Here is a 21,938-nt window from a genome sequence, read left to right on the forward strand (position 1 = left end):
CGCAGCCGGTCGAAACGCTAGGCGGGGGGTCGGAAGGGGTCGAATGGGAGGCGATCGCCAGCCGATCCCGCGATTGACCGCTCACGATCCCGGCGCCCGCGGCTCTCCCCTACACTCCACCGTGGAAGCCCCGATCTCACCTGATGAAGTCCAGCGTCTCGCCCGACTGGCCCGGCTGCGGCTGACCGACGCCGAGGTCCGATCCATGGTCGTCGAACTCTCCGCCATCGTCGCCCACATGTCGCGTCTTGAGGAACTGGACCTCGAGGGCGTCGAGCCGCTCTCCCACCCGCCGCCCATCAGGAATCGACTGGATCCGGATGAGCCGTCGCCATCCCTGCCGGTCGAGGAGGCCCTGCGCAACGCCCCGGCGGTGGAGGGACCGTTCATCGCCGTGCCCAAGGTCATCGCCGAGGGCGAGTCGTGATGAGGCCCCCCGCGAACTCCGCCGCAAGTCCCGCGCAATCCCCCGCCACCCGTCCGGATGGTCCCGCGGGGATGACCCTGGCGCAACTCCGCCGCGCCATCGCCTCGCGCACGGTTTCCGCCACCGATGTCGTGCGGGCCATGCTTGATCGCATCGAGGCGCACAACCTCGCGCTCAACGCCTTCCGCGAGGTCTACGCGGACGACGCCCTGCGACGCGCCGGCGAAATCGACGCCCGGCTATCACGCGGGGAATCCGGCGGCGCCCTTGCGGGCGTGCCCATCGCCATCAAGGACAACATCGCATGCACGCTGGGCACGACCGCGGCGGGGTCACGCTTCCTGGAGCATTACCGATCCCCTTTCGACGCCACCGCGGTGAGTCGCCTGCTTGGGGAAGGGGCCGTCATCCTGGGGCGCACCAACTGCGATGAGTTCGCCATGGGCTCCTCCACCGAGCACTGCGCCTGCGGCCCGGTGCGCAACCCCCACGCGCCGGACCGGGTGCCGGGCGGCTCCTCCGGCGGGAGCGCCTCGGCGGTGGCGGCCTGGCTCTGTCCCGCCGCGCTCGGCTCCGACACCGGCGGCTCGGTGCGACAGCCGGCGGCCTGCTGCGGCGTGGTGGGCGTCAAGCCCTCGTACGGGCGAGTCTCGCGCTGGGGGCTCGTCGCCTTCGCGTCGTCGCTCGACCAGATCGGCCCCATCACGCACTGCGTGGAGGACGCCGCCATCCTGCTCGACGTGATCTCCGGGCGCGACCCGCTCGACGCCACCTGCGCCGACCTGGCCCCGACGCGAGCCGTCGCTGCGCTCGCGCAGCCGCTGGACGGTCCCTGGCGCGTGGGCGTGGCCCGTCAGCACCGCTCTCCGGAGAATCACCCCGCCATCACCGGGGCCCTCGACCGCGCCATCGAGTGCTGCCGCCGCGCCGGCGCCTCGATCGTGGAGATTGACCTGCCGCTCACCGATCACGGCATCGCCACGTATTACATCCTGGCGGCGGCGGAGGCCTCGAGCAACCTGGCGCGATACGACGGCATCCGGTACGGCCGCCGGGCTGCGCCGCAGCCGGGCGAAGCGCTCACGGATCTGTACGAGCGCAGCCGCTCCGAGGGCTTCGGACCGGAGGTGCGCCGTCGCATCATGCTGGGGACATACGTGCTCAGCGCGGGGTACGCGGATCAGTTCTACCTCCGCGCGCTCAAGGCGCGCCGCCTCATCCGCGATGAGTTCAGCCGTGCGTTTCACGCATGCGACGTGATCCTCGGACCCACCGCCCCCTCGCCCGCCTGGCGACTGGGCGAGAAGTCCGACCCGTTGTCGATGTACCTGGGCGACGTGTACACCGTCAACGCCAACATCGCCGGTCTGGCCGCCCTGTCGATCCCCGCGGGCTGGGCGGATGTCGATGGATCGCGTCTGCCCATCGGCGTGCAGTTGCAGGCCCCCGCGATGGAGGAGGAGCGACTGCTCCACGCCGCCGGCGTGCTGGAGGCACTGCTTGGGGATCGGTCGCGATGATTCCGGATTCCCGCTTCCCTCGAACGTCGCTGCGTCCTACCTCCCGCCGCCTTCCAGCCGCGCGATCTTCTCCTCCAGTTCGCGCACCTTCTTCGCCAGCCCGAAGAGATCCGCGCCCACCAGCGCGTTGCGCTTGGCCTTGTTGAACTCCACCGCGGGAATGCCGCCCACCTTCATCCCCGCGGGCGTGTCGGCGATGATGGCGGTCTTGCCCGCCGCCTGCACGCCGTCGCCGATGGAGATGTGCCCGCTCACGCCCACCTGCCCGCCCAGCACCACGTAGTTGCCCACCTCCACCGAACCCGCCACGCCCACCAGCGACACCAGCAGGCAATGCCGTCCGATGGTGGTGCCGTGCCCGATGGAAATGAGGTCGGCGAACTTGGTGCCCTGGCCGATGCGGGTTTCGCCCATCGCCGCCCGCTCGATGGCGCACGCGGCGCCCAGTTCCACGTCATCCTCGATGACCACGATGCCGTGCTGTGGAATCTTGTGATGCGCCCCCGCGTGCGTGGCGTAGCCGAACCCGTCCTGCCCGATGACGGTGTTGGCGTGCAGCGTGACGCGGTTGCCCACGATGCAGCGGTCGTACACCGCCACGCCGGGGTAGAGGATGCAGTCATCGCCCACCCGGCTGTCCGGCCCCACGTACGCGCCGGGGTAGAGCACCGAGCGGGCGCCAATGACCGCTCCCCGCTCCACCGTGGCGAAGGGGTGGATCACCGTCCACTCGCCGATCGTCGCCGTGGAATGCACCGCCGCGCGGGGGCTGATGGTCGGGCCGGACGGCGTAGGGGGGGCGTCCATCGGAGGCGGATGCACGCGGAACCCATGCAGTTCGATCATCGCGTTGCGGAAGGCGAAGTACGGATCCTTCGCCACCAGCAGCGCCACCCCCGCGGGCCGGGGCGTCCTGGGGTCCGCGATCACCGCGGCGGCCTTGCTGGACTCCAGATACTGCAGATACTTGGCGTTGGCGAGAAACGCCACCTCATCGGGACGGGCGGCCTCGATCGAGGCGCAGCCGACGACGACGCGGCCACCGTCGCCGCCGACCAGTTCGGCGCCGATCTTGCCCGCCAGTTCCGAAAGCGTGAGAGGACCGGCCATGCGCGGTGGAGTATGGGTCGGCGGCGCACGGCGGTCAAGCGAAATCGAAACGCGCCCAACGCCCCGCTGGATGACCTGATCGTTTCCGGGGGCGGCAGCGTGCCGATCACCAGCGCCACCTACCGCTCCGAGATGGACATCGACCGGGACGGCGAGGTGGACTCGACGGACCAGACACTGCGGGGGACGACGTGGGTCGCCGCGCTTCCCAAGGGGGCTCTCTCCACCCCCGGCCCGGGTTCCGGGGGTGGCGTCGATAGCATCGTGGGCTGGTCCGGCTACCGCTACGACCAGCCGACGCGATTGTACGCGGTGCGGTTCCGGTTCTACGACGCCGTCACCTTCCGCTGGCTCAACCGCGACCCCGCGGGGTACGTGGACTCGATGAACCTGTACGGGTATGGGGTTGACCTGCCCCCCCAAAACTGATCCAGGTCTTATGAGAGTCCCGATGGGCCACGGGTTGGCCCCGGAGACTCTCGAAGATGAAGCGGACAAGGCATTCGGCGGAACAGATCGTGACGAAGCTGCGTGAGGCGGACGCCATGCTGGCGGCGGGCCGCTCCATCGCCCAGGTCATCCAACATCTGGGCGTCAGCGAACAGACGTTCAACCGCTGGCGGAACCAGTATGGCGGGATGAAGTCGGAGGAGGCCCGGCGTCTGAAGGAACTGGAGATCGAGAACGCGCGGCTGAAGAAGGCCGTGGCCGACCTGACGATCGACAACCAGATCCTGAAGGAGGCCAACGACTACCTGGGAAAGCCGCATCGGGGGATGCGGGGGGGCGCCCGCGCGTCGGAGGTGCGTCGTGACGCACGTGCGGGCGACACTGCAGCCGACCGATCCTCGCGTGAGCGAGCGTCGGGTCTGCCGCGTGCTGAACCAGCCGCGTTCGACGCAGCGGTACGCGGCGATCCCGCGGGACGGCGATGAGCCCCTGGTCCGCCGCATGCACGAACTGGTGCGGCGTCATCCGCGTCGGGGCTGCCGGATGATCTGGGGGATGCTTCGTCTGGAGGGGTGGCGTGTGAACCGCAAGCGGGTCCATCGTCTGTGGAGGCAGGAGGGTCTGAAAGTGCCTGAAAAGCAGCACAAACGCAGGCGTCTGGGTCACTCCGCGAATGGGATCCTGCGGCGCCGCCCGGAGCACCAGGATCACGTGTGGGCCATCGACTTCATCCACGACACGGATGCACGTGGGGGGGCGCTGAAGTGGCTGAGCGTGGTGGATGAGTTCACGCGAGAGTGCCTGGCGCTGGAGGTGAACCGCTCGATGACGGCGGGCGGCGTGGCGGATGTTCTGATTGGCCTGTTCACCACGCGCGGCATTCCGGATCACATCCGCAGCGACAACGGTCCGGAGTTCATCGCGACGACGCTCCGGCGCCTGGCGGAGCTGACGGGCGTGGAGAACGTATACATCGCGCCCGGCAGCCCGTGGGAGAACGGCTACGCCGAGAGCTTCCACGGCCGCCTGCGGGATGAGCTGCTCAACGCGGAAGTGTTCACTGATGTGCGTGACGCCAGGGCGCTGGCGTCATCGTGGAAGAACGAGTACAACCATCACCGGCCGCACTCCTCGCTGGGGTACGTTCCCCCGGCGACGTTCGCGGCGATGCTGGCCGGTCCTCCGGTCGGGGCTGCGCCCCTCCCTCCGGCCCGGCCAGCGTCGATCCCCTCAACCCCTATCCTCACCCTCAGACTCTCATAGGGCCTGGTACAGGAAATGGGGGCAGGTCAGGGAGGCCAGCGTTCCAGCGCTTGCGTGAGTTTGGCAAAGTCGTCGGCAACTGCATCGATCCATTGATTACTGACCGTCGTCGCGTTCAGGATGACGACGCGGAGGCACTGCATCGCGATCACGACCCAGAATTGGGAGCACCACCGCATGTGGCGACGCAAATCTGCTGATCAGTTGCATCAGCTACGAGAGAACCGGCGCACGGCGCGGCTGTGTGGGGATATCGTGACGTCGTTATGCGGCAGCATCTTGATCGGGTGTCTCCTCATGCTCTTCTCGACGCGGATACTGCACCGACGACTGACGATCGTCGAAGCGATATGTGCAGGAGCGATCGTATTCCCTGTGCTTCTGTACCTGACATTCAAGAACAGAGAGCCAGCGAGCACGACAAGAATCTGTACCAGTTGCTGGGGCGCAGCGCGTGGCGGTAACGTCTGCAAATGCGGCGGCGAGTTGGAGCCGCTTGAGCACTGGGAATGGGTACCGGACAACGACGATGAACAATCCGACAGCGGTACAGCATCGACGATGTGACCATCGGCACGATGGTCCGGTCCCATGACCCGTCCTCCGGCGAGTGGACCCTGCGACCTGTGACGGCGGTCTTCATCAACGAGTACGACCGTCTGTGTCCGAAAACAGCACTGCGCCGTCTGCTCTCGCACTCCCCTCCCTCCATCGAGTAGAATGCCCCGCATGGTCGCCGTCGCTCAACATCACCGCGATGCTGCCCTCGCGGATGACACGCCGGGGGGCGGTGCGGGGGGGGGCTCACCAATTACCGCTACGACGCCTGGAACCGGCTGGTGGCCATCGACCACGAGGAGGGCGAGAGCATCTACCCCGTGGCCCAGCACCAGTACAACGCCCTGCACCACCGGGTGCCGGTGCGGGTCGATGCCGACCCCGAGGACTCGACCCACACGCTCAACCAGCAGCGGGTGGTGTACTACAGCCCGGCGTGGCAGGTGCTGGAGGAGCGGAGTGGAGATTCGGTGGCGCGGCCATCCTCGGCCGCGATTCCTTTGAGGATGGCAGGCGGGACGCCTGCCCCACTGGCGCCTGCCCGCCATTGACCCTGGCCCACCGACAGATGAATCCGTGAAGGAAGGACCCTCACCCCAACCCTCTCCCGGAGGGAGAGGGAGTGTTCAGAGGACGGGTGCTTTCGCGACTGGCCTTCTCCACCGGCGCGACAGGTTCCTATTCCACCGACACGGCGATGGTGCGGTTGCGCGATGAGAGCAGGGCCCAGCCGTCGATGAGCGCCGTGCCGTGCAGCACTTCGCGGGTGGACTCGACGAAGCGCTTGTCGAGGATGGCGTTGCTGCGGCTGAAAAGGTAGAGCACATCCACGTGGGTGACGCCGGGGCTTCGGACCTCGAACTCGCCGGCGCGGCCGATGATGACGTGGGAGATGGCCAGCATCCGGTCGTCGGCCAGCAGCACATCGGTGTACTGCCGCTCTTCGGGCGTCACGTCCTGTCCGTCGATGGTCCCATCGGGCAGGAACCACACGAGCCGCTCCTGGTAGTGGGCGAGGATGCGTCCACCGACGACGTGCAGGTTGACGAGATCGCGGGCCGTCCAGGCGGGACCGGAGTCGGGCTGGAAGTCGCGGCTCATGCGCCCATCGCGGGCGCGGATCGACACCAGTCGCGCGCCGGAGTCGGCGGCGAGCACCAGGTCATCCATCACCCACGCGCGGCCGAGCAGACGGTTCTCGGGAGCGTCGCTGGTCCAGAGCCGCTCGCCCGAGGCGAGGTCCACGCCCGCCAGCCCGTTGCCCGCGCCGTAGACCAGTTCGCCGCCTGGGGTGAGGACCATCCATCGCACCAGTTCGTCATCCTGCGTGGAGAGCGTTCGCAGCACCGAGCCGTCGTCGGGGTCGAGCAGCACGATGCGTCCCACGATGCCGCCCGTCCGAGGGTCACGGTCGAACCCGGCCAGCACGACGGCCAGATCGTGGCGCAGGGCGTGATGCACCTGCTCGAGCGGGTGATCGCCTTCCCACGCGATGGGGACGCCGGGCCTGGCGAGGTCGAAACGCCGCGCCCCGCCCGAGCGCCCGATGATGATGACGTCGCCGGCGCCGGGCAGGGGCACCGGCTCCTGGGCGTCGAAGCGCATGCCGTTGGGCAGGTCGATGAATCGACCGACGCCGGTGCGCGGGCGCTGGCCGAGACGGGCGGTGGAGGCGCGCAGTTCGGCGGTCTTCCAGAGCGTTTCGCCGGTCTCCGCGTCCACGCGGACCAGGTCGCCTCCCGTGCCGGGCAACACGAAGAGGATCGAGCGACGATCGTGCGCGATCAGTTGCATCTCGGGGTCGCCCAGCGCCGCGCTCCAGCTGGCCGAGAGGGGCGTGCCCTGAACACGGCTGACGACGCCGCCTTCGCCCAGCATCAGGGCGTAGCGGGTAGGCGCGGTCACGCCCGAGCGGGTCCGCACCAGCCGTCCGGGGAGCACAGGAAGCTCCTGCGCCTGATCGGCGACGATGCGCCGCAGCGAAGGGAGACGATCGACCGCAGCGTCGGGCAGCAGGGCGTCGAGTGCGGCGGCGTGAGTCCGCGGCGCACCGTCCGGGCCGGGCAGTTCCTTCAGCCCGTGGCGACGCTCGGCGAGGCCGACCCAGTGGGCGGCAAGGATGCGCCAGCCGGCCTGCTCGCACAGCGTCACCATGGCGCCGAGCACGGGTCGGGCCTGCGTCGTCGTGGGTGAGGCGGCGTACAGCGTGGTCAGCGCCGCCAGGGCCTCGCGCGGGCGACCCGCCTCGCGCAGGCGATTGGCGGCGAGCAGCAGCGCTTCGCGCGACGCCTCGGCGAAGGGGTAGCGACGTGCCAGCTCGATCAACTCGCCCGGCGAGGCGTTCTGCCTGATGCGGGCGAAGGCGGACTCGGCCTCGCGCGCCAACCCGGCGTAGGCGGCGCCGTGACGCGCGATGAGCGCGCCCAGGCGTTCGGCGGCGTCGCTCGAGGCGCGGCGCCTCACGCCGCCGCTGGTTCGCTCCGCCTGGGCCAGGGTCGGATCGGTGAGCACCGACTGAAAGGACTCGATGGCCTCGGTCAGGTGAACGGGGTCGCGCTGGGCGAGGATGGCCAGCCAGTCGCCGCGGGCCAGCAGGTGCTCCACGCGCTGCGCGTCGTTGGCCGCCGCCGCCGCCAGTCGGCTGTGCAGCGGCGCGCCGGTGGCGTAGGGAAGTTCCTGGTGGTCACGGGCGAACTCGAGCAGCGTCTCGAAGAGGTCGCTCTGGGCGCGGTCACGCCGTCGGGCGTCGACGTCGCGCCCGATTGCCGCCCCGGCCAGATCGGCGGCCTCGATGGCCAGCGCCACGGTGGCGGCCGGATCTTCGACGCGCCGCGCCAGCCGCAGCAGCGAAAGGGCCGGCTCGGGGTCATCGGGCGAGGCCTCGATCTGGCGGCGCAGCATGTTCTCGGCCACGGCGAGGGGCATGTAGGCGTCAAGCCGATCGCTGCCGGCGACGAACAGTTCCGCGCCGACCACCAGCGGGTTGCCCGCGCCGCGATGATCGATGGTGGAGAGCACCTCGCCCGAATCGCCGCGCACGTACAGGACGCCGCGATCGGTGGGGACGATGAGCATGGACCCCGCCACCTGCACGCGGCCTCGGATGTCGTAGGCGATGCTCTCGGGCGTGGAGACATTGAGCGTCCACAGGGGCACGCCCGGCGCCAGTGCGTCGATGCCGTTGAGGTTGCGCCCCACCGCGTACACCCACTCGCCCGCGCCCAGCAGGTACGCCGGCGAACCCCAGTCGGTGGCGGCGAAGCGCCCCAGCTCCAGCCCGGTCAGTCGATCAAGGTGAACGACCCATCGCTGGTCCGACGTGAGGACGAAGACGCCCCGCCCCGTCACGGCCGGACCGCCCATCTCCCACGGCAGCGTGCCCGCCGAGAGCCGATAGGGCGACTCGAGCCGGCGCAGCCAGCGCACCTCGCCGGTGCCCGCCTCCAGGCACGCCACCGCGCCGAAGGCGGAGGCCACGAACACCTCGCCGCCCGCGTACACGGGGGTCGAGTACGGCCTCGACTCGCTCTGCTGCAGCCCGCCGCTGCTGGCGATGTACTGCGACCAGCGGGGCGACCCGCTGACCAGGTCCAGCGCGACCAGGTACGTGCTCATCAGCAGCTGCCCCTGGCTCTTGCGGGCGAGGACGAAGACCTGCCCGTCCGCGATGATCGGCGCTCCGTGCGGATACAGTCCGGCCAGTTCATCGCGCGATCCCAGCCGATCGAAGCCCGTGCGCCAGTGCTCGCGCCCGGTGACGGCGTCCAGGCAGACGATGAACGCGCTGCCCACGCGCCCCTGCGCACCGGCGTGACCGGTGATCGTCACCAGCCGGTCGCCCGACACCGCGACGATGTTGAGGTCGCCCACCGATCGATTGCCGCGGGGAGAGATCACGCCTCCCTCGCCCACCTTGCGGCTCCAGAACTCGCGCTGACTGAAGCGGTCGAAGGCGCGGATCACGTGACCCTCGTTCACATACACCATGCGCCCGGCCACGGTGGGAGCGGCGGTGAGCAGGTCGCCCATGAGGCGCGTGGCCTCCACCGTCGCGCCCATGCCCCGACCCGACAGATCGAGCGTGGCGAAACGCCGACGGAAGAGCGACTCGGTCAGCTCCGCGCTCCAGATGGGCGTGCCGCCGAGCGCCGCCAGGTCGGGAGACGGAGCGGCGTCGAGCACCGTCAGGCCACGTGCTTCCTCCGGACCCGGACCCTGCCTGAGCAGGCGATTGAGCTCGTCCAGGCACGCGCGGCTGTCGGCATCTGCGGCGCCGGCCAGGGCGTCCACCGCCTGCTGACGGAGCGTCGAGTCACCCAGATGGTTGGCCGCCAGTCCCAGCAGCAGCCAGCGATAGGCGGCGCGCCGACCCGCCAGATCCGGGTGAGCGGCCAGCTCGGTCAGCGCGCGCACCGCCCGCATGAAGTGGGCCCGCTCCACCGCGTCCTGCGCGAGACGGAGCGCCGCCTCCAGGGCCGGTTCGGTCAGGAAGCGCGTCCGCAGCAGCGATTCATACTGCCCCTGTTCGAGCATGCGTCGGGCGGTGGACGTCTCGATCGCCCGATAACGCTCCAGCACGCGCGGGTTGGCGAGCAGCGCGGCGTTGACCCGGATGCGCGCGCTGGCCAGGTGATGCCGATCCGCCTCGCGCAACGGAATGAGCTTGTGCGCGTGCAGGTCGAGCAGTTCCTGGTAGACGCGGGCCGCCTCGCCGGGATTTTCCTGTTCGTGATCACGGGCGCGCCGGAACAGCTCCCACGCGGCGGGCGAATCGTCCACGTAGACGGGGTTGTCGTCGAACTGCCCCAGCGCGACAAGGCCGGGAGCCCACGACGCCGCACCCACCGCCAGGAGGCCCCACAGCCCCAGCGAACGGGCGGCGATGGTTCCGCGCGATGTCAGGCGCATGTGGGGCTCCTCTGATCCGGCCGCGCCGGCTGGTCCGCGACGCTCCGTCACCATCCTAGCCCGCGCCGCATCAAGAACTGTGACATTCGGGCCGATCTACGCAAGGGCGACGGGTCAACTCCGGCCCCATCCGCGGGCGACCCCGCCGGCCGGCACGACCGACCACGGGGCGAAGGCGACAACACGCGGTCGTCACGGTTTGTACCGCGACGCCGCCGGGAGGTGCCGATCATGCCCTTCGCCACGCCCGCCCTGCCCACCCCCGACCTGCCCGAACACGCGCCGCTTCGCGCCCGCGGACGACGGGTCACCATGCTGCTGGCCATGATCGTGCTGCTCAGCGCCGCCGACCTGGCCGCCACCATCACGCACCTGCGCACCATCGGCATGGTGGAGGCGAACCCCATCGCCTACACCATCATCCAGCACACGCAGTCGGCCTTCAGTCTGGCGTGTTACAAGGGATTGACGGTGCTGGTATGCGTGCTGCTGCTGTATCGTCTTCGCTTCGTGCCGCAGGGCGAGATCGCCGCGTGGTTCGGCGTACTCGTGCTCATGCTGCTCACCGCCTACTGGGGCGTCTACGCCACGCATGGACACGAACCGGAGGTGCTGGCCACGCTGGGCGAGCGACTGCCCCACGAACGATGGGTGACGTTGCGGGATTGATCGCCGTCCGCCGAGCCGGACGAGGGAGAAGATGCTTCCCGCTCCCTCACCCCGCCGCCGCCGCGTAGCGCTCGCTCACGTCCTTCCAGTTGATGATGTGGCGGAACGCCTCCACGTAGTCCGCGCGCTTGTTCTGGTACTTGAGGTAGTAGGCGTGCTCCCACACGTCCAGCACCAGGAGCGGCACGACGCCCCACGCCGTCAGGTTCTGGTGCTTCTCCGACTGCATCACCATGAGCCGGCGTGACATCGGCTCGAAGACCAGCAGCCCCCAGCCGCTGGCCTCGACGCCCTTGCTCGCCGCGGCGAAGTGCTTCCACATCGTGTCCATGTCGCCGAAGGACTGTTTGATGGCCGCCGCCAGGGCGTCGCTGGGCTGCCCGCCGCTTCCCGGGGGGGCCATGTTGGTCCAGAAGATGCAGTGCAGCAGGTGGCCCGAGCCGTGGAAGGCCAGGTCCCGCGAGATGGCCGTCACGCTGCCCACGGTGGCATCGCCCGCCCGCAGTTTGCCCAGGCGCTCCAGCGCGCTGTTCAGCCCGTTGACGTAGCCCAGGTGGTGAATGTCGTGGTGCAGGCGCATGGTCTGGGCGTCGATGTGCGGCTCCAGCGCCTCATACGCGTACGGCAGCGGCGGCAGGACGAACTTGCCCGTCGCCTCATCCCACCCGCCCCATGCGGCGCCCGACATGGCGCCGGAGAACGCCCCCGCCCCGCCCCCCGCAGCCCCCGATCCCGTTGCCTCGCCGGTTCCCACGGTGGAGGCGCAGGCGGGCAGGAACGCCGCCGCCGCCGCCGCGCCGGCCCCGAGCACGCCGAGGAGGTCACGCCGATGAAGGGTCGTCGTCTCGTGCAGGGTCATGGGGTGGTCCTTTCTGTTGCCGTGATCTGAACGCGATTCCTGTCAACAGATTATGCACATGGTTGGGGTTGATCCTGACTCCCGCCCACCCCCGTACGCCACCATCAGACCCAAGGCGGGTACTCGATTCCGCTGGCACGCGGATTGCTGCCCGCCTTTTGCAATATTCTTGCTCTATGGCCTTGCGTCCAGCCCCCCCCCCCCCCCCGGTACAATGAGGGCATGGTGCCGGAAAACACCATTGCGACGTTCGTTGCGGCAGCCGTTGTCTCGGGTGCATGCTTGGTCCAGAACATCGCCCAGGAATTGTGGCTTGTTGATCTGCGCCTGACGCAGCGGCAGTTCGAGGAGGTCATGGAGCCATTCGAACTCGCCGATGACGCGCGGCGAGCGGCTCTCGAATCGTACCTGGCGTACGAACGCGACGTTCGCGACCTGAGCCAGGCAAGTTACCAGCGTCAACTTGAAGTCGGGCTGCGTGAGATCGAGCAGTCGCAGGCCGCGTATCATGCGGAACTTGCCAAGAAAACGCACATCACCGAGGCCGATCGCGAGTGGGCGGATGCGTTGTGGTGGAAGCACCGCGACTACGAAGAGCAGTTTCACGAGCGTGTGTTTCTTGAAGCGGTCGCCGCAGAGCGACTGGCCGTGGATCGGCTGCGGGCGCTGGCGTCGGACATCGGCGCCGTACTGGGCGGAGACGAAACGACGCGGCAGCACGTCGAACGAGAGTTTCGGCGTGCCATTCTGCTGCAGCCAAGCGATCTGCGCTCTGACTTCACACCTCCCGATCTCATTCGTGTCGTGAATGAGGCGGTGAGGAGCGGTGACATCCCCGCGCCGACTGCCGATCCCCGGCTCTGGGAACTGTTGACGCCGGTGCTTGATCGCTACCGTGTCTCCATCGACGGCGTGCTTCAAGCGATGGTGGCTGATCGGCTTGACGGCAGCAGGGCTCGGTTCCGGGACGCCGACCGACGCGCGCGAGCGCTGGATGACCGCAGAAAGCGGGCCAACCAGCGGCACGCGATCAATGACGCGGCGCTGTCTGAGATGCTGATCGCGATCGATGGCGCTGGACTGGCAGATAGCGCATCGCGCCTCTCGGCACGATACCACCGTACCCTGGCCCCACGACTCCATGCCCCACGCTGGGATTCCGTGGCGACGAAATGGATGGAGCAAATCCGGAGCGAGGGCTTGGTGGACGCTGCGGCCCTTGCACACATCCATGCATTCCTGACTTCGCATCAGTCCAAGTACGCACGGCAGCTTGAGGAGGCGAACCGCCTGGGGATGGAAGCGGCGCGTGAAGCGGGCTCGATCTACTTCATGGATTCGCCCGTGAGCAAGAGATATGCGGAGGCCGCGCTGGCTTTGGGACATTTCAACCTATCGCAGTGGGAGCGTTTTACCATGCTCGCACGCGATACGCCGGGATTCGCGCATCTTCTAAGCGAGGTACTTGACCCGGCGACAGGTTCCTGTCGTTCCGACCTCATGGGGCCATACCACACCGCGCACCCATCCAGAACTTTGAAGGGAGACTCGCAATGAATATTCGCACGCCAATCTTCGGATCGCTGGCCGCCGTGGGCATGTTTCTCGCGAGCCAGGCCGTGTTCGCGCAGCTGCCGGGCAGCGGGGGTACGCTCGTCGATGGCAACTGCACCAGCACGGAGACGTTTTGTGCCGTGCTGCCAATCTGTGAGACTCTGGGCGCCTACTGCAACTACTGCTCACAGGCCGAAGAACGCCGCAACATGGCATGCATCGGCTCCACGCAGAACGGTTGTCTGTGGTTCGGTACGGTCTTCGGCGAACCGGACGGCTGTGGCTACGAAGTGCTGGCGCAGTGCCAGAATAACGGGGGCAATCTCGTCTGCACCTACCTGGGTCAGCTCTCCACGATGTGCGGTCGCAACTACTGTAGGGTGCCATGATTCGACGCGTGCGTAGCGCAGTCTTTTGGACACGGCGGCGGACTGTGACGGCAGCGGTCGTCGCAGTTGCGCTGGCGAGTGTTCCACGACAGGCTGAGCGATCACTTGATCCGCCGATCCTTCGAGACCTGCATCGCCTTCACGCCGAACAGGAGGCCACCTCATCGAACCTCGCCACTTCCATCGAAGTGCGCGAGTACGCGATGCGGCTTGATGAAGGCCGCGCATCGCTCGTACAAACACGTCCCGGAGCTGACGAACGTGCAATGTTCGTGACGCGAGTGCGCTACGTCGGATCGAACGAGTGCTTCCGCATCGAAGATCTGCCACTTGAAGACGGTAAGAGCGGGATGGCGTCGCCTGGTGATGCTGGCTACGTGAAGGGATGGAACGGTGAATATTGGTGGGAGTGGTATCCGGTCTCCCGCACGCTGCGCGTCCATTCCCGGCCACGATGGAGCGGCGCGTTGGACACGTTGTCGTTGTTCAACGGCCGTCGTGATGCTTCGTTCCTCGGCCAACAGCCGCTCAGCGATCTCATCGCCGGGGCGCACCTCGTTTCCCATTTGCGTGTTGGTCACTCTGATCTTGTGACGATGTCAGCATCGAATCTGAACACGGATGTGTTCACGCTCGAGGCGGAGTTGGCGCCTGCGTATCGCCTTCGCGCGGCCGAGTACCAAGCGCTGCATCCATCACAGGACCGCAAGGTGGTGGATGCGCAGGCGATCCGATTCAGCATTCGGTACGAGGTTGATGAGTGGACGAGCAAGGGGATTGATCCGCTCGTCGCCTGGCGCATTGCACGCGATCACTCAAAGCAACTGACCGGCTTCGTCGAGATTCGCAGGGTGTCCGCAGGTGACCCCCGAGATGTGCCACCGGTATCGGAGGACGCATTTCAGCCGCCGTTGGAGGACGGCGTGCAAGTGTTCGATGAACGGTTGCGCCTCCGATATGTGATTGGTTCGCGAACCGTATTCATCGACGGCCAGCCGTTTGGCACAGCCGAGCCAATCCGAGGACTGATTACGGAGGAACTGTCGAAGCTCCTTCGAAAGGGGGATGGGCGATGAATCGGAGCGTGCTATGGTGTGGGGCCATCGGCCTTTTCGCCGGACTCGCCGTGGCGGTTGGTCAATGGTCAGCGACTGTGCGCGAGTCGCCATTGTTCCGTGGCCCCATGATCTCAGACCTTGGCAGGCGCCCCTTCTTCGATCAACCCGTTAGTTTCGAGGGAGTAGTTCGCCTGTCAAACGCGACCGCCTCCACGTTGAAGATCCTGGACGTGATCAGCGGCTGCGGTTGCACATCCGTGGAGTTGTCATCTCGCGAGTGCCGCCACACGCGGACCTCGAAGTGCGCATGCACGTGTCGCTTGACCGTGTAGGCCGTTTCGGAACATCGGTGACTCTCCTCACGAGCCGAGGGGAAGCACGTTTGCACGTCCAAGCGGAGTTGTTCCGCGAATCGGACACGTTATTTAGTCATGATGTCGTGGCGCTGAATCAGCGGCGTGAAGCATCGTTTTCCGTGGTGGCATTCCGAAGTGAAGGGATGTCTCCGGAGCCCCTGCGGGTTCAGGCCCCGCAATGGATCAACGCGTCCGTAGCCGAATGGACGCTCGTTGTTCGCGCGTCGGAGTCACGACCGGCTCGATGGGAAGCCGCGGTCACGCTGCGTCGGTCATCTGATGTGGAGGCGACGTCAGGCGACCACGTCACTGTCCTGCTAGGCGATAATCACGCTCGCACGATCCGCCTGAACGGCAGGGCATGGTGACGTCAAGTCATCGGGTAGAGGGATTGTGGGTAGCCCAAAGTGACAAGGGAGCAGTCAGACGACCTGATTCCTCGCCCTCTTTCCCCGCAGCCACCCCCCGTTTCGTGCCGATAGAATCGCGACGGACCGCCGGTCGGGCGGTTCCTTGTCCGCGTTCGCCCGTCGCCGCGCGGCGGGTGGACTGTCAGGCCGTCGGACGATTGACCGACGCCCGGCCGTCGGGCTGACCGACCGATCGACGGTTCCAGATCACGAGGATTCCCGCCATGCGACCCTCCACACTGCCCGCCCTGCTCGCCGCCGCCCTGATTGTTCTGGGCGGCTGCACCACTCGTTCGTCGAAGGATGACGCCCTGCTCTTTGACATCCCCGGCCCGGTGGCGGTGCTGGTGGAGTCGTTCGGCGGGGATGTCACCATCGAGGCCGACCCCCGGCTCACCCAGGCCAGCGTGCGGGTGAAACGGGCGGCGGACTTCGGCTTCGTGCGCGAGAGCGACGCCTCCGCCGCCCTCGACGCCATCGGCTACACCGCGTCGCTGGAATCCACCGGGTCCGGCCCGGTGCTGACCATCCGGGCCACGTCCGACCATCCGGAATCTCACGGACTGTACGCCCACGTGACCATCCGCATGCCCGCGGTGGATGGGCTGACCGTGCGCACCGCACGGGGGGACGTGTACGCGAAGAACTGCCAGGGGCCGACGGAGATTTCCACCACCGGCGGCGACGTGCGCTACATGACCAACTGGGCCATCACCCAGCCGGTGACCATCACCAACAAGGAAGGCGCCATCGACTTCCGCGTGCGCGGCGAATCGACCGGGGCCATCGAGGCCAGCACCATCGACGGCAAGGTCCGCGAGCGGGCGCGGCACGGCCGGTTCGTCATCCACAGCCACACCGGACGGGCCATGCGGGCCACGCTCAACGACGGCACCAATCCCATCTTGCTGACCACCGAGGAAGGCCACGTGCGCATCGCCGTGGTGCACGACCCGACGGCGGTGGGCGTGTTCATCGTCGATCCGTGAGCGGCGGAGTGCCGGGTGCTGGGTGGGTTGTCGGTTCTGACGTACGCACGCGGGCGTGCTTCGACTGCTTTCCGCTGACGGCCGATGACTGATGGCTGACCGTCCGCCCAGCGGCGCGGCATCCTCGTCTCTCGCCCATGGCAGCCATCCACGCGGGAGCCATCGCATGGGTCACTTCGTCATCTGTGCGTTTCGTCCTCACCCCGGCAAGGAGCAGGAGCTTCGCGCCCTGCTGCGCGACCACATGCCCACGCTCCGCTCGCAGGGGCTGATCACCGAGCGCCCCGCCTACCTGATGAAAGCCAGGGACGGCACGATGGTCGAGGTCTTCGAGTGGAAGAGTCAGGAGGCGGTGGACGCCGCCCACCTGAACCCCGTGGTGCGGGCGCTGTGGACGCGGTTCGATGACTGCTGCACCTGCGTGACGCTCCGCGACCTGGCCGAGACGACCAGCCCCTATCCGCACTTCGAGCCGGTGGACGTGTAGCCGGCCCCCGCATCGCCGCCCATACCATCCGCCATGCGGCGAGGCGATCGCGTGCTCATCACGGGGGCCACTTCCGGCCTTGGGCGGGAGATGGCGATCCAACTGGCCCGGCGCGGCTGCCGCGTCGCCATCACGGGACGGCGCCGCGATCGACTGGACGAGGCCGCCTCCGCCGCGCGACAGGCCGGGGCGTCGGACGTGATCGCCCTGCACGGCAGCGTGACCGACGACGCCGCGGTGCGCGCTCACGCCCAGGCGATCCGCGACGCGTGGGGCGGGGTGGACGTGGTCATCCTCAACGCGGGCGTGGGCGACAGCGTTCACGGTACGGCGTTCTCCGCCGAGAACTACCGCTGGACCTTTGACACCAACGTGCTGGGCGCCTGCCGCTGGATCGAGCAGGTTCTGCCCGACATGCTGGCGCGGGGCTCGGGCGTCATCGCGGGCATCTCCAGCCCGGCGGGGTGGCGCGGCTTCCCCGGCGCCGGGTCGTATTCCGCCAGCAAGGCGGCGCTCACCACGTTGCTTGAATCGCTGCGCGTGGACCTGCGCGGCTCGGGCGTCGACGTGGTCACCGTCTGCCCCGGCTTCATCCGCAGCGAGATCACCGACCGCAACGACCCGAAGGAGATGATCCAGCTGCTCGACACGGCGGACGGCGCACGGCGGATTCTGCGCGGCATCGAGCAACGCCGCCGCGTCGTTCACTTCCCGTTTCCGCTCACGTGGATCATCCGCTACGTGATCCGGCCCATGCCTGGCTGGCTGTACGACCGGCTGGCGTCGCGCTACCTGCGCCGGACCAAGAAGCCCTACGTGGATGCGAGCGCGCTGACGCCGCCGCCCGGCGACCGTGCCGCGTAAGCCCGCTTCACCACCCGTCACCGCACGCCCATGAGAATCTCCATCGTCAACTGATCCAGCCGCTCGTAGGGCAGGGGGCGCGCCGCGAGCAACGCCCGGTCGAAGTTCATCGCCAGCAGTTTCGAGGCGTTGGCCGGCGAGTACGACCGCATGATCGACTCGATCCGCGGGCTGCCGCGCCGGATCGTGCGCCGGATGGCCTGCACCTCGCGGTCGGCGTTCCATCGCTTCGCCTTCTCGCGCAGGATCAGGTACGTGCGCATGGACCCGCGCGCGAACTCGATGACGTCGCGCCGATCCGCAGTGCGGTAGGCGTGGCTGTCGAAGTGGCGGAAGCCCCGCCAGCGCGCGTCTTCCAGCAGTTTCACGAGGAAGAACGCCTGTTTGAGGTTGGCGCTGCCGAAGCGGAAATCCTGGTCGTAGCGTCCGAACTCCTGGTCGTTGAGATCGATGTGGAACAGCTTGCCCGCGCCCAGGGCCTGGGCCACGCCGTGCGTGAAGTTCAGCCCCGCCATGTGCTCGTGGGCCACCTCGGGGTTCACGCCGACCATGTCAGGGTGATCGAGCGTGGCGATGAACGCGAGGTAGTGGCCGGTGGTGGGGAAGAACATGTGCCCGCGCGGCTCGTTGGGCTTGGCCTCCAGGGCGAAGCGGTACTTCCAGCCCTGATCGATGGAGTAGCGGCAGAGAAAGTTGATCGCTTCGCGGAAGCGCTGCTCGCTGAGGACGGGATCCTTGGCGCCGTCGGTCTCAGTCCCCTCTCGCCCGCCCCAGAAGACGTACACCTTCGCGCCGTACGACGCGCCCAGCTCCATGGCCCGCATGGTCTTCCGCAGGGCGTAGGCGCGAACCTCGGCGTCGTTGCTGGTGAACGCCCCGTCCTTGAATACGGGGTCGCTGAACAGGTTGGTCGTCGCCATGCAGACCTTGAGGCGGTTGCGCCGCAGCGCTTCGCGGAAGTCGCGCTGAATCTGTCGTGACTCCTGCTCGGTGGCGTCGATGGGCACGAGGTCGTTGTCGTGGAAGTTGACGCCGCACACGCCGCGGGAGTCGCCGCCCGCCTCGCCCAGCAGATCGACGATTTCCGCCGGGGTGAGCCGGGGGCGCGTCGGCTCGCCGAAGGGGTCGCGCCCGGGGTTGCCCACGGTCCACAGCCCGAAGGTGAATCGATGGCGCGGGGTGGGCGTGAGAGCGGCTTCCATGTCCTGTCGCTTCATGCGGGCAGGATACCGCCTCGTCTTCTCAGCGCACAGCACCGGAACGAGGAACCAAGTCGCCCACGACACCTATTCTCCTGATCCCTGTTCTCCTTCTCTTCTGCTCGCCCCCACCATGCCCTTTGACAATCTGCCGCTCGACCCCATCCTGATCCGCGGGCTGACGCGACTGGGCTACCGCGAGCCGACGCCGATCCAGGCGCAGGCCATCCCCGCCGCGCTGGACGGGCGCGATCTCATCGCGCTGGCGCCCACCGGCACGGGCAAGACGGCGGCGTACCTGGCCCCCGTGGCGCACCACCTGCTGGCGGCGGCCCGGGGACGGGGCGAACCAGGGGGCTCCGGCAAACCCCCGCGCAGGAAGGGCAAGCGTCAGCGGGGCGGGCAACCTCGACGCCGCACCCATTCTGGCGTGCAGGCCCTGGTCCTCTGCCCCACGCGCGAACTGGCCGAGCAGGTCGCCCGCGAGGCGTCGAACATCACGCGCGGCAGCATTCTCCGCATCGCCTGCGCCTTCGGCGGCGTGAGCATCAACCCGCAGGCGGAAGCCATCGCCGCCGGGGCGCACGTGCTCATCGCCACGCCCGGCCGGGCGCGCGACCTGCTGGAGCAAGGGCGCCTCACGCTCGCCGCCGTCAGCCGCGTGGTGCTGGATGAGGCGGACCGGATGCTCGACATGGGTTTCCTGCCGCAGGTGGAGGCGATCCTGGAGCGCGTGCCCTCGCCGCGGCAGATGCTGCTCTTCTCCGCCACCATGCCCGGCCCGGTGGCGACGCTGGCGGAGCGCTTCATGCATCACCCCGTGCGCGTGCAGGTGACGGAGCAGCCCCGCCCCGCCTCACACGTGACGCAGCGGCTGATCTTCATCGAGGATGATGACAAGACGCCAATGCTGCTGCACCTGCTGCGGGATCGCGCCGTCACGGGCGTGCTGGTCTTTGCGCGCACCCGCCGCCGCGTGGGCTGGGTCAGTGCCGCCCTGCACCGCAACGGCGTCACCGTCGCCGCGCTGCATGGCGACCGCTCGCAGCATCAGCGTCAGCGCGCTCTGGCTGATTTCGCCAGCGGCAGGGTGCGCGTGCTGGTGGCCACGGATGTCGCCGCACGAGGATTGCACGTGGAGTCGGTGCGCACCGTCATCAACTACGACCTGCCGAACGACCCGGAGGAGTTCATCCACCGCGTGGGCCGCGCGGGGCACGGCGGGCAACTCGTTTCACCCGAACACGCCCGGGGCGAGGCATGGGCCTTCGTCTCGCAGGATGAGCGAACCGCGTGGCGAAGCATCGTCAATGCGCTGGAACTTTCGGTGGATGCGGAGAGCGTGCCCGGCTTCGCGCCGGCGGCATCGCCGCGCGGCAAGGGAATGAAACGCCCCGCGCCATCCCGGCCCGGCAAGCCGATCGCGGAACTGGTGGACGGCGCCCGCGATGGCCGCCCATCCGCCGGGTCATCAGCCGCACCGCCTGCGCGCCCAAGGAAGGGTCGCAAGCATCACGCCGCCTCCGGCGCCGACCTGACGGTGAAGGGTGCGCGGCTCCGTCGTCGCCGCCACCCGGGCCGCCCTGGCGCTCGCCAGGAAAAGCCCGGCGGTGGGGTGAAACGTCCGCCTGGTGCCTGACCACTCATCGGTCCGCGGATGGACACGGATGAAGCGATCACTCATTGCGAGTCGGCCCATGTCCGGGAGATATGACGTTCGGGTGGCGCGACGCTCCGCGTCGTGCGCATCATGCACTGCCACGCTCCGCGATGAGCGGAGTCATCATGCTTTCGCACGACCCCCCGGAACGAAAACGACCCGCGCCGGGCAGCGCGGGTCGTTGTGAAGCCGGTGGAATGCACCGCGTTGATCAGGCGTTGGTGCGACGCCGGTTGCGGCGGGCGACCAGCCCGAGGCCGAGGATCGCCAGCCCGGCGGGGCCGGGAATCTCGGTGATGGCGGCGAAGCCGTCGTGCGAGCCGATCCCGCTGAGCACCGTGGTGCGGGCGTAGTTGTTGTTGGGGTCGAAGGTGTAGATCACGCCGCTCCAGTCGATCATCCAGATCTTGTCCGTGTCGGCGTCGTAGGCCATGCCGCAGTTGTCGAAGAAGCTGCCGTCGTACACCAGGGTGGCGGCGCCGGTGTCGGGGTCGATCTCGTACAGGTCGCCGGGGCCGGCGAAGGCGCCGATCAGCTTCCCGCGGCGCGAGTCGTAGGTCAGGGCGTCCAGCCCGATGCCGGGATTGCCAATGAACGTGGTCGCGCCCGTGTTCAGGTTGATGGAATGGACCCCGAACGCGCCGGTGGACTGCGAGGCGTACATCGTGTTCCGACCCGGGTGCCACGCCAGACCGAACAGGTCGATCTGGTTGTGCGCGCCGACCAGCGTGGCGGCGCCGGTGTTCAGGTTCACCGTGTACAGATTGCGGGTCGGACGCCCCGGGATCATGTACATGGTCTGGTTGTTGGGGTTGTAGGCCAGGTCGCCGAAGTCGAAGCCCGTGCCGAGCAGTCCGACATTGGTGAACGTGAGCGTGTTGGTGTCAAAGGCGCGCAGCATGTCATCGCTGGTGCGCACGGTGTACAGGATGCCCGCCTGAGCGGTGCCGGCGATCATCGCCACGCCGGCGACAGCCGCTGTGAGAACTGACAAGCGCATGATGGTTTCTCCTCTCGAAAGGGGTTCGGATGCCCCGCTGGCCGACATGGTACCACTTGACCAAGGATCGATGGTGTCATTTTCTCGTTTTCATCAGGCGAATCACCATTCACGGTGACCGTTTTCGGGGCGTCGAGGCCGGTACGGGGATCATCCCCCCTGTCAAAATGGGTAAAATTCGCACCAGTGGCCGGACCTCCGAGTCGTG

18 protein-coding genes and 1 pseudogene are annotated in these 21,938 nt (G+C 68.0%); 14 read left to right on the forward strand and 5 right to left on the reverse strand.

What is annotated here, in order from left to right:
• The first annotated feature begins 43 nt into the window (after positions 1-43).
• Complete coding sequence (gene gatC / locus HRU76_04855) at positions 44-427, forward strand: Asp-tRNA(Asn)/Glu-tRNA(Gln) amidotransferase subunit GatC (GenBank protein ID QOJ16953.1); 384 nt, start codon at positions 44-46, stop codon at positions 425-427.
• Positions 428-498: 71 nt separating this feature from the next.
• Positions 499-1,947, forward strand: a complete 1,449-nt coding sequence (gatA, locus tag HRU76_04860) for an Asp-tRNA(Asn)/Glu-tRNA(Gln) amidotransferase subunit GatA (GenBank protein ID QOJ16954.1) — start codon at positions 499-501, stop codon at positions 1,945-1,947.
• 36 nt (positions 1,948-1,983) lie between these two features.
• Here gatA and lpxD read toward each other — a convergent pair whose 3' ends face one another.
• Positions 1,984-3,057, reverse strand: coding sequence for a UDP-3-O-(3-hydroxymyristoyl)glucosamine N-acyltransferase (lpxD, locus tag HRU76_04865; GenBank protein QOJ16955.1), 1,074 nt, complete (start codon positions 3,055-3,057; stop codon positions 1,984-1,986).
• A gap of 12 nt (positions 3,058-3,069) precedes the next feature.
• On the opposite strand from lpxD, the gene HRU76_04870 reads away from it, so the two are divergent.
• From HRU76_04870 to HRU76_04885, 4 genes and pseudogenes are all read left to right on the forward strand, one after another.
• Positions 3,070-3,486, forward strand: coding sequence for a hypothetical protein (locus HRU76_04870; GenBank protein ID QOJ16956.1), 417 nt, complete (start codon positions 3,070-3,072; stop codon positions 3,484-3,486).
• Positions 3,487-3,542: 56 nt separating this feature from the next.
• Positions 3,543-4,662 (forward strand): annotated as a pseudogene (locus HRU76_04875) (IS3 family transposase).
• A 686-nt stretch (positions 4,663-5,348) separates the two neighbouring features.
• Positions 5,349-5,489, forward strand: coding sequence for a hypothetical protein (locus HRU76_04880; protein ID QOJ16957.1), 141 nt, complete (start codon positions 5,349-5,351; stop codon positions 5,487-5,489).
• A gap of 120 nt (positions 5,490-5,609) precedes the next feature.
• Positions 5,610-5,879, forward strand: coding sequence for a hypothetical protein (locus tag HRU76_04885; GenBank protein ID QOJ16958.1), 270 nt, complete (start codon positions 5,610-5,612; stop codon positions 5,877-5,879).
• A 127-nt stretch (positions 5,880-6,006) separates the two neighbouring features.
• Here HRU76_04885 and HRU76_04890 read toward each other — a convergent pair whose 3' ends face one another.
• Complete coding sequence (locus HRU76_04890) at positions 6,007-10,236, reverse strand: PQQ-binding-like beta-propeller repeat protein (protein QOJ16959.1); 4,230 nt, start codon at positions 10,234-10,236, stop codon at positions 6,007-6,009.
• A gap of 231 nt (positions 10,237-10,467) precedes the next feature.
• On the opposite strand from HRU76_04890, the gene HRU76_04895 reads away from it, so the two are divergent.
• A complete protein-coding gene (locus HRU76_04895; GenBank protein QOJ16960.1) occupies positions 10,468-10,905 on the forward strand; it encodes a hypothetical protein in 438 nt (145 codons plus the stop codon).
• A 46-nt stretch (positions 10,906-10,951) separates the two neighbouring features.
• On the opposite strand, the gene HRU76_04900 is transcribed toward HRU76_04895, so the two are convergent.
• On the reverse strand, positions 10,952-11,593 hold the full coding sequence (locus HRU76_04900; GenBank protein QOJ19099.1) for a superoxide dismutase: 642 nt from the start codon (positions 11,591-11,593) through the stop codon (positions 10,952-10,954).
• Between the two features lie 393 nt (positions 11,594-11,986).
• Here HRU76_04900 and HRU76_04905 point away from each other — a divergent pair, with 393 nt between their 5' ends.
• The 6 genes from HRU76_04905 to HRU76_04930 all read left to right on the forward strand — a co-directional run bounded on the left by HRU76_04905 (position 11,987) and on the right by HRU76_04930 (position 17,871).
• Positions 11,987-13,321: a hypothetical protein gene (locus HRU76_04905; protein ID QOJ16961.1), complete on the forward strand. Its 1,335-nt coding sequence runs from the start codon at positions 11,987-11,989 to the stop codon at positions 13,319-13,321.
• Positions 13,318-13,707, forward strand: a complete 390-nt coding sequence (locus HRU76_04910; protein ID QOJ16962.1) for a hypothetical protein — start codon at positions 13,318-13,320, stop codon at positions 13,705-13,707. The genes HRU76_04905 and HRU76_04910 overlap by 4 nt, the downstream gene beginning before the upstream one ends.
• An 8-nt stretch (positions 13,708-13,715) precedes the next feature.
• A complete protein-coding gene (locus HRU76_04915) occupies positions 13,716-14,783 on the forward strand; it encodes a hypothetical protein (GenBank protein ID QOJ16963.1) in 1,068 nt (355 codons plus the stop codon).
• Positions 14,784-15,755: 972 nt separating this feature from the next.
• Entirely contained in the window at positions 15,756-16,520 is a 765-nt protein-coding gene (locus HRU76_04920; protein ID QOJ16964.1) for a DUF4097 family beta strand repeat protein, read from the forward strand.
• 166 nt (positions 16,521-16,686) lie between these two features.
• On the forward strand, positions 16,687-17,007 hold the full coding sequence (locus tag HRU76_04925; GenBank protein ID QOJ16965.1) for a hypothetical protein: 321 nt from the start codon (positions 16,687-16,689) through the stop codon (positions 17,005-17,007).
• A 33-nt stretch (positions 17,008-17,040) separates the two neighbouring features.
• Positions 17,041-17,871, forward strand: coding sequence for an SDR family NAD(P)-dependent oxidoreductase (locus HRU76_04930; GenBank protein QOJ16966.1), 831 nt, complete (start codon positions 17,041-17,043; stop codon positions 17,869-17,871).
• A gap of 17 nt (positions 17,872-17,888) precedes the next feature.
• Here HRU76_04930 and HRU76_04935 read toward each other — a convergent pair whose 3' ends face one another.
• Positions 17,889-19,073 (reverse strand): xylose isomerase, encoded by a 1,185-nt coding sequence (locus tag HRU76_04935; protein ID QOJ19100.1) that lies wholly within the window; start codon positions 19,071-19,073, stop codon positions 17,889-17,891.
• 130 nt (positions 19,074-19,203) lie between these two features.
• Here HRU76_04935 and HRU76_04940 point away from each other — a divergent pair, with 130 nt between their 5' ends.
• Entirely contained in the window at positions 19,204-20,709 is a 1,506-nt protein-coding gene (locus HRU76_04940; protein ID QOJ16967.1) for a DEAD/DEAH box helicase, read from the forward strand.
• A 232-nt stretch (positions 20,710-20,941) separates the two neighbouring features.
• On the opposite strand, the gene HRU76_04945 is transcribed toward HRU76_04940, so the two are convergent.
• A complete protein-coding gene (locus HRU76_04945; protein QOJ16968.1) occupies positions 20,942-21,724 on the reverse strand; it encodes a hypothetical protein in 783 nt (260 codons plus the stop codon).
• Positions 21,725-21,938 lie beyond the last annotated feature (214 nt).

This window comes from Phycisphaeraceae bacterium (assembly GCA_015709595.1).
Taxonomy (GTDB): Bacteria; Planctomycetota; Phycisphaerae; order Phycisphaerales; family SM1A02; genus CAADGA01.

Coding starts and splice junctions, on each gene's coding strand:
- HRU76_04910 (QOJ16962.1), top strand. CDS start 13,318: ATGAATATTCGCACGCCAATCTTCGGATCGCTGGCCGCCGTGGGCATG.
- HRU76_04925 (QOJ16965.1), top strand. CDS start 16,687: ATGGGTCACTTCGTCATCTGTGCGTTTCGTCCTCACCCCGGCAAGGAG.
- lpxD (QOJ16955.1), bottom strand. CDS start 3,057: ATGGCCGGTCCTCTCACGCTTTCGGAACTGGCGGGCAAGATCGGCGCC.
- HRU76_04930 (QOJ16966.1), top strand. CDS start 17,041: ATGCGGCGAGGCGATCGCGTGCTCATCACGGGGGCCACTTCCGGCCTT.
- HRU76_04870 (QOJ16956.1), top strand. CDS start 3,070: ATGGGTCGGCGGCGCACGGCGGTCAAGCGAAATCGAAACGCGCCCAAC.
- HRU76_04935 (QOJ19100.1), bottom strand. CDS start 19,073: ATGGAAGCCGCTCTCACGCCCACCCCGCGCCATCGATTCACCTTCGGG.
- HRU76_04900 (QOJ19099.1), bottom strand. CDS start 11,593: ATGTCGGGCGCCGCATGGGGCGGGTGGGATGAGGCGACGGGCAAGTTC.
- HRU76_04905 (QOJ16961.1), top strand. CDS start 11,987: ATGGTGCCGGAAAACACCATTGCGACGTTCGTTGCGGCAGCCGTTGTC.
- HRU76_04890 (QOJ16959.1), bottom strand. CDS start 10,236: ATGCGCCTGACATCGCGCGGAACCATCGCCGCCCGTTCGCTGGGGCTG.
- HRU76_04920 (QOJ16964.1), top strand. CDS start 15,756: ATGCGACCCTCCACACTGCCCGCCCTGCTCGCCGCCGCCCTGATTGTT.
- gatA (QOJ16954.1), top strand. CDS start 499: ATGACCCTGGCGCAACTCCGCCGCGCCATCGCCTCGCGCACGGTTTCC.
- HRU76_04880 (QOJ16957.1), top strand. CDS start 5,349: ATGGTCCGGTCCCATGACCCGTCCTCCGGCGAGTGGACCCTGCGACCT.
- gatC (QOJ16953.1), top strand. CDS start 44: ATGGGAGGCGATCGCCAGCCGATCCCGCGATTGACCGCTCACGATCCC.
- HRU76_04940 (QOJ16967.1), top strand. CDS start 19,204: ATGCCCTTTGACAATCTGCCGCTCGACCCCATCCTGATCCGCGGGCTG.
- HRU76_04895 (QOJ16960.1), top strand. CDS start 10,468: ATGCCCTTCGCCACGCCCGCCCTGCCCACCCCCGACCTGCCCGAACAC.